The 7,344-nt window shown below is 50.3% G+C and carries 2 protein-coding genes; both read left to right on the plus strand.

What is annotated here, in order from left to right:
- Positions 1 to 354: 354 nt before the first annotated feature.
- Positions 355 to 1,533 (plus strand): iron-containing alcohol dehydrogenase, encoded by a 1,179-nt coding sequence (locus Q2J39_RS10140; RefSeq protein ID WP_230268231.1) that lies wholly within the window; start codon positions 355 to 357, stop codon positions 1,531 to 1,533.
- Between the two features lie 376 nt (positions 1,534 to 1,909).
- Entirely contained in the window at positions 1,910 to 6,928 is a 5,019-nt protein-coding gene (locus Q2J39_RS10145; RefSeq protein WP_288340562.1) for a glycosyl hydrolase family 95 catalytic domain-containing protein, read from the plus strand.
- Positions 6,929 to 7,344 lie beyond the last annotated feature (416 nt).

Here is a 7,344-nt window from a genome sequence, read left to right on the forward strand (position 1 = left end):
GACAATAGCCGCAAGGCAAAGATAGGAAGCTGCCAAACAAAATGAAATCCCCGAAAGGTAAAGGAGAAATCCGATATCGTTCGGGGATTTTTCTGTTTTCGGGGCCGTATGCGTTTCAAATTGAAATCGACGGTTTGAAAAAGGAGCAGCGAGAATTGACGGGAAGCGGATCAAAAGGCAAGAACGTCTTCTTTGTGGAAGAAATCCAGAAGGCCCGGAAGCGGGGATGGATGCGCGTTTGAGGCAAAGCGGTTCGTTGTGTCCCGGAAAGGGAACTGCTATTCTGAATTTCAGGGGATATGAAAAACGGAGGAATCTATGGATTCTCTCCATCCCCAAAAAGGAAAATACGAAATGGATAATTTTATTTATAATCTGCCGACCAAAGTATATTTTGGTCCCGATCAGCTCCAGCATCTTGGCGAGGAGGCTGCAAAGTACGGCAAGAACGTACTTTTCTGTTATGGAGGCGGTTCGATCAAGAAGAACGGTCTGTATGACAAAGCCATGGCTTCCCTGAACGAAGCGGGTCTTCACGTAACCGAACTCAGCGGGATTGAGCCAAACCCGAAAATTGAGTCCGTGTACAAAGGGGCTGAATTATGCAAGGAAAACCACATCGACTGCGTCGTTGCGGTCGGCGGCGGATCAGTCATTGACTGCGCCAAAATTATCGCGGCTGCCGCCTGTGTGGATTTTGATCCCTGGGAATTTTTCTCGAAGAAAACTCCAATTGAAAAAGCACTTCCGGTAATTGATGTGCTCACTCTGGCAGCCACCGGAACGGAAATGGATGACTGCGCCGTGATTTCCAACCCTGAAACGGTGGATAAAATGGGTGCGGCGTCTCCGGCTCTGATCCCGAAGGTTTCCTTCATGGATCCAGCCGTTACCTTCTCTGTTCCGGCCTATCAGACGGCAGCGGGCAGTGCAGATATTCTGAACCATATTATGGAAGACTATTTCGCACCGCGTCCGAATCTCTTCATGCTGGACCGGTTCATGGAAGGACTAATGCAGACGGTGATCCGCTACGCACCGATCGCTATGGAAGATCCCGAAAACTACGAAGCCAGAGCCAATCTGATGTGGGCGTCTTCGTGGGCCATTAACGGCTTCAACCGCGGTGCCAATCCGAAAGTCTGGTCGATGCATCCCATTGAACATCAGCTGACAGCCAACTACGGCATTACCCACGGTCATGGTCTGGCCATCGTCACCCCGCGCTATCTGCAGTACGTTCGAAATGAAAAGACCATGCCGCGTCTGGTGGAGTTTGGCGTTCGGGTATGGGGCATTGATCCAGCGCTGAGCGATGACGAAATTGTGGATCAGGCGATCGCGAAAACAGAAAACTTCCTGTTTGATCAGCTGAAGCTGACCGACAATCTGAAGGGGTTTGGCGTCAGTGAAGACCGCTTTGATGCCATGGCAGAGAAAGCCTGCAAGAAGGGGATTATCCATGGATTTTTCGATCTGGGCAAAGAAGACATCAAGGCCATTTATCAGGCCTGCATGGAACCGCATGCCTGAAGCTGCGTAAACCATCGGATCATTCAAACCGGGATTAACGCTATCCCGTAAATAAAAATCACTGTATAAGACGTGTTAAAACTATCCATCAGTTCTGTAAGAATTGGCGATGGGGAGCTTTTATTGTGCGGGCAAAATTTCATTGACACTGTTTCTTTTTCTGACGGAGAGCAGACGGAAGGTAAAGAAAACAAACCATAGCTCAGAAAAAAATGATTTGGAAGGCGGAGAGTTTCAAAAACAGGCTTAATTCAAACGCTTACATCCCCTATACTGTTATCAAGGCAAATCTGTCTTCTCATTCGGGCGAAATTTCGGAAGACGGAGGTAGCCATACGTTTTTTATGAGAAAAATGACAAACGGAAAGGAAATTCTATGAGTAAAAAGTTTTTTAAACGCTGCTCAGCATCCCTTCTTGCGGCTGCTATGTCTGCGGGCTTGATTACTCCTGCCCTTGCGGCAGATCCTCAGACTCCGGAAGAACCTTCACAGGGAAACTCTGAAGCAGCAAGCCTTCCGAAAAATGAGATCTTTTTTGATGAACCGGCAAGCCAGGGCAATCTTCCTGGGGGAGCAGGTGCATGGGCAGGAAGCTATGAGGGTGCGAACCGCTGGCAGCAGCGGATTCTGCCAATCGGCAACTCCCTGATGGGCGGCAGCGTCTATGGCGAATACGATTGCGAGCGCATTGTGCTCAACCAGAAAACTGTATGGAACGGCGGACCTTCCAGCAAACGTCCAGACTACAACGGCGGCAATATCGCTTCCGTAGACGGAACCTCGATGTCAGAGATTTATAAGGAAGCGGTAGAAAAGTTTAAAACCAATGCAAGTGATCGCGACGCCTGGGCTAACAAGCTGGTTGGTTCTTCCAATGGATATGGTTCCTATCAGCGCCTTGGCGATATTTATATTAATATGGACCGCGATTACCTCAGCGAAGAATGGGAAGAGTACTGGAGACAGTACTGGGCGACCGGTACAGAGAAAACTGACGACCGCGACACATCCATTACCTATACAGGATGGAATGACTGGGCCAAAGGCGAATCCTGGTATGAGGGCACGGAAAAATATACGGAAACGGTAGGGGCCACGCTGGAAATGAAGTTTACCGGTGTTGCCATTCGAATGATCGGCTGCTCTAACAACACCATGGGCTACATGGATGTTTCCATTGACGGTAAAACAGTTGCTGAAAATGTCGACCTGAAAGCCATTGGCGGCGGAGACGGGCAGACTCTCTTCTCGATTGCGGATCTTGAAGAAGGCGAACACACGATTAAGATCGTCAATAAAGAACCTCTTTCCGGCACCGCAAAGAAGATTTCCTACGACTATTTTGAAGTGAAATCTTCGAGCGCCTCTTCAACGCAGACACAGGAACTCGATCTCAATCCAGGCAACGCTTCCGAAACCGGTATTCAATATACTGGCGGCTGGGGTACCTGGGATCGTACAAATGATACGGGAAACGGTGTTGGCTGGCTGAACAAAGATGAGATGTTCATCGAAAACAGTTCTGGCGCATCCATTGAATACACCTTTACTGGAACTGGTATTGCCCTGTACGGCGGTAAACACAGTGCAGACAATATGGGTTCTTTTACGTGGAAAATTGATGACGGCGAAGCGAATACGGTGAACACGAAAAAAGACTCTGGAAATATTGAAATTGTTGAACTCTTCTCTGACCAGAATCTGACGAATGGCGAGCATACCGTAACGATTACCGGCGTGTCCGGAAAACTGTCTTTGGACCGTCTGGTTGTCACAAGTGTGGCAACAGGCGAAGACACTGGACCGCAGAAACCTTCCACAGAACCGGAAACCCATACGGAAGCGACGAACTATCGGCGCTGGCTGAATATCGATGATTCGATCGCCGGTGTGGAATACGATCGTGACGAAACACATTACACGCGTGAATACCTTGCTTCTCATCCGGACAACGTGATCGCAATCAAGATGACTGCCTCAGGCGCGAAAAAACTCGATTTCGACTATTCTCTGCCTTTCTCGGCTACCGAGGATAACAATTACGGAAAAACAGAAACCGTTACGGGAACAATCTCGGCAGACGGCAAGACAGGCAACCTGATTACCACGGGTGAAATGCGCGATAACCAGATGAAACTGGCCGCTTCTTCCCGCGTGATCGTGAACGCCGGAACGGTAACCTATAACGAAGATCATGAGCGGCTGGAAATTCGCGGCGCAACGGAAGCAGTGATTTATGTCAGTGCGGCAACCGACTACGAAGATAATTATCCAACCTATCGAACCCGTGAAACGGATGAGCAGGTTCTGGCCCGTGCCCAGCGCGATGTCGATGGAGCAACGGCCAAAGGCTATGACAAAGTCAAAGCGGATCACGAAGCCGACTATAAGAACATTTACGATCGCGTAAAACTGAATCTTGGTCAGACCAAACCGGATCTTGCCAACGACGACCTGCTCGCAGCGTATAACGCCAGCAACTCCACTCTGACCGAAAGCGAAAAACGGTACTGCGAACAGCTGCTGTTCCAGTACGGCCGCTATTTGCAGATTTCTTCTTCCCGTGAAAACGCCGAAGGACGAGACGATCAGGACCTGCCGGCAAACCTGCAGGGTGTATGGAGCATTTATGACGGAGCAGTGGGCAATGTTCCATGGGGCGCTGACTACCATATGAACGTTAACATGCAGATGAACTACTGGCCGACCTATTCTGCAAACATGGCGGAGTGCGCGATTCCGATGATCGATTATGAAGACGGTCTGCGTGAACCAGGACGCGTTACCGCATCGACTTATTTTGGTATCGATAACTCGGACGGCAAGCAGAACGGCTACACCGCCCATACACAGAACACGCCGTTTGGCTGGACTTGCCCAGGCTGGGCCTTCAGCTGGGGCTGGTCGCCGGCAGCTGTACCCTGGATGCTTCAGAACGTATATGAATACTATGAATACGGACAGGACGTTGACTATCTGAAGAAAAAGATTTTCCCAATGATGGATGAACAGGCGAAACTGTACGAACAGATTCTTACCGAAATCACTTATGATAACGGCAAGACCCGCCTGGCCACTGCGCCATCCTATTCTGCTGAACACGGACCGTACACAGCAGGCAACGTTTACGAAAATACACTGTACTGGCAGCTGTTTAACGACTGCTGCGAAGCCGCTGAAGCGATTAACGCCAAATATCCCAACACAGTAAGCGCAGAGCGCATTGCCAAGTGGCAGGATATTATGGAAAAACTGGATCCGATCGAAGTCGGAGCCAGCGGACAGATTAAAGAATGGTATAACGAAACGACGCTCGGTTCTCTGGGAGAACGCGGACACCGGCATATGTCCCATCTGCTTGGATTGTTCCCAGGCGATCTGATCAACAGCGATAATCCGACCTATCTCGAGGCCGCAAAAGTATCTCTGCGTGACCGCGGCGATAACGCGACCGGCTGGGGCATGGGTCAGCGCCTGAACGCATGGGCTCGTGTTAAAGACGGCAACCATGCAATGACTCTGATCAAGAGTCTGTTCAAAAACGGCATGTATGTGAACTTCTGGGATGCTCACGCGCCGTTCCAGATTGACGGAAACTTCGGCTATACCTCTGGTATCGTTGAAATGTTAATGCAGTCCAATGCGAGCACGATCGAACTGCTCCCTGCCATTCCTGACGAATGGGCAGACGGCTCGGTAGACGGAATTGTCGCCCGCGGCAATTTCGAACTCGATCTCGACTGGGAAGACGGTGAACTTACCGATGTTGAAGTTCTTTCCAAGAGCGGAAATGTCTGCAAGCTCAACAACCCGGCGATCAGACCGGAAACCGTAGCCGTAGTCGACTCTGAAGGAAACAATGTGGAGGTTACAGCGGTTGAAGGCAAAGATCACGCCATTCAGTTCGATACCGAAGCCAATGAAACCTACACCCTGACCGTAAAAGAAGTGGAAGCCTCCAGCGTTTCGATGAGCGCAACTGCTGAAACCATAACGGCCGGCACGCCAGTTACGTTCACTCTGAATGCGACACCAGAAGGCGCCGCCATTAAGAGTGCGACCTGGAGTGCTGTCGATGCACAGAATGCAGCCGTTGCAGGCGTAACCGTTACACCGGCAGCCAACGGCGCATCCGCATCCGTAAGCGTAGATGCATCGGTAGCCAACGGCACCGTCATCACCGTTAAAGCAGCGAATGTAAATGGAAATGCATCCCTTACTGCCAGCAAGACCATTACCGTTCTGGCAGCCGATGCCAAGACGATCATCGAACTGGGCAAACACAAATTTGTCACAACACTCCCGTCCACAGGCGAACTGGAAACACAGGATGGCGAACAGGTTCTCACAGGCTCTATGGACCTGAACGATCCAGAACGCAAAGTGACAAACGCCTTGACCAGCGGCGGCAGCTACACCGTCAGCGCCCGTCTGTATGTTCCAGATGATGTATACGATAAATCCGCAGGCGTATCGGATGATGGAAAATACAACTCCATCGTATCGATTGGCGATGACGCGTTCGCGATGCGTTTCTATACGTATCTGAACAATGACACCACCTTCTTCCAGGCTTACGTGAAAACGGATTCCGGCTGGAAGACTGCGGGAAGTGAAGACCAGCTTCCAACGGACTTCTTCAATGCCTGGCATGAAGTAAGTGCTGTCTATAACAGCGAAGATCACACCATCACGACCGTGATCGACGGCAGACAGATCGCTCAGGTTGACGCACCCGGCACTCTGTCCAGTTCAGACAAAGCTGTTGAAATTGGCCATATGTCCGATAAACCGGATCGTAAGAACGATCTGAAATTCTCCAACATCAAGATCGTGAACAAAGCCCTGACGCCAGCAGAAATCCAGGCTGCTGCCGATGGTACAAGTACGCTTGAAGAAGAAAACGTACTGCTCTGGCTCGACTTTGCAGGACCAGCCGATGAAGCGCGCACCGCTCTCAATGCGGATCTGACCGATGCCAATAAGCTCGTCGAAACGGATTACACCCCGGCAAGCTGGGAAGCCTTTGCGGATGCCAAAGAAAAAGCCGCTTCCATGAACAGCATTTATGCGACAGCGAAAAACCTGATGGATGCCAAAGCGGAACTGAAAGCCGCAAAAGACGCACTGGTACCAGCTGCCGCAGCTACCGTGGATACCACCCAGCTGAAGACCGCCAAAGATAAAGGCGCCCAGCTGAATCTGGCTGATTTCCACATGACCGAAGCCGAAAAGACCGCGTTCAACGCTCTGCTTGACGAAGCACAGGCTCTCATCACGACGCCGACCACGCAGGAAGCAGTCAATGCGAAAGCCAAAGCGGTAAACGATGCGATTCTCGCTCTGCGCAAAACACCGAAAGCGTCCGCGCTTGGCGCTTTGAAAGGTGAATAGGCAGCCGGAATAAGCAAGCAGCCGGAATAAGCAAAAGGAAAGGAGAGTCGGGAACGATCGTAGGGATCGTTTGAAGGAATAAAGGGTATTCGAAGGAATAAAGGATAAATGGAAGAGGAAAAGAGAGTTATCTAAAATACGCCTCTTTTCCGTTCCTTCCTTCCGCTTCGTTCGCTCATGCCAATCCCCTCTCTCCAAAACTGCTCGATTTCAATAAGGCTTTAAAAGAAAAAAACGAAGGGACTGTCGATCCCGCTGATGATTCGTATCAGCAGGACGACAGTCCCTTTTGCGTAATCACAGGAAGTCACAGCGGTTCTGGAAAGCCGTGCACAGCCTTCTCTGGCTAAATTCATTTTTGCGGTAAGTGTCAAACAATCGACGGGTATACGCGAGACTGAATATTAGATACGCTA

This window comes from uncultured Allobaculum sp. (genome assembly GCF_948576815.1).
In the GTDB taxonomy this organism is placed as follows: Bacteria; Bacillota_I; Bacilli_A; order Erysipelotrichales; family Erysipelotrichaceae; genus Allobaculum; species Allobaculum fili.

Bases quoted from the DNA above. Each gene is read 5' to 3' on its own strand.
- Q2J39_RS10140 (WP_230268231.1), top strand. From the start codon at position 355: ATGGATAATTTTATTTATAATCTGCCGACCAAAGTATATTTTGGTCCC.
- Q2J39_RS10145 (WP_288340562.1), top strand. From the start codon at position 1,910: ATGAGTAAAAAGTTTTTTAAACGCTGCTCAGCATCCCTTCTTGCGGCT.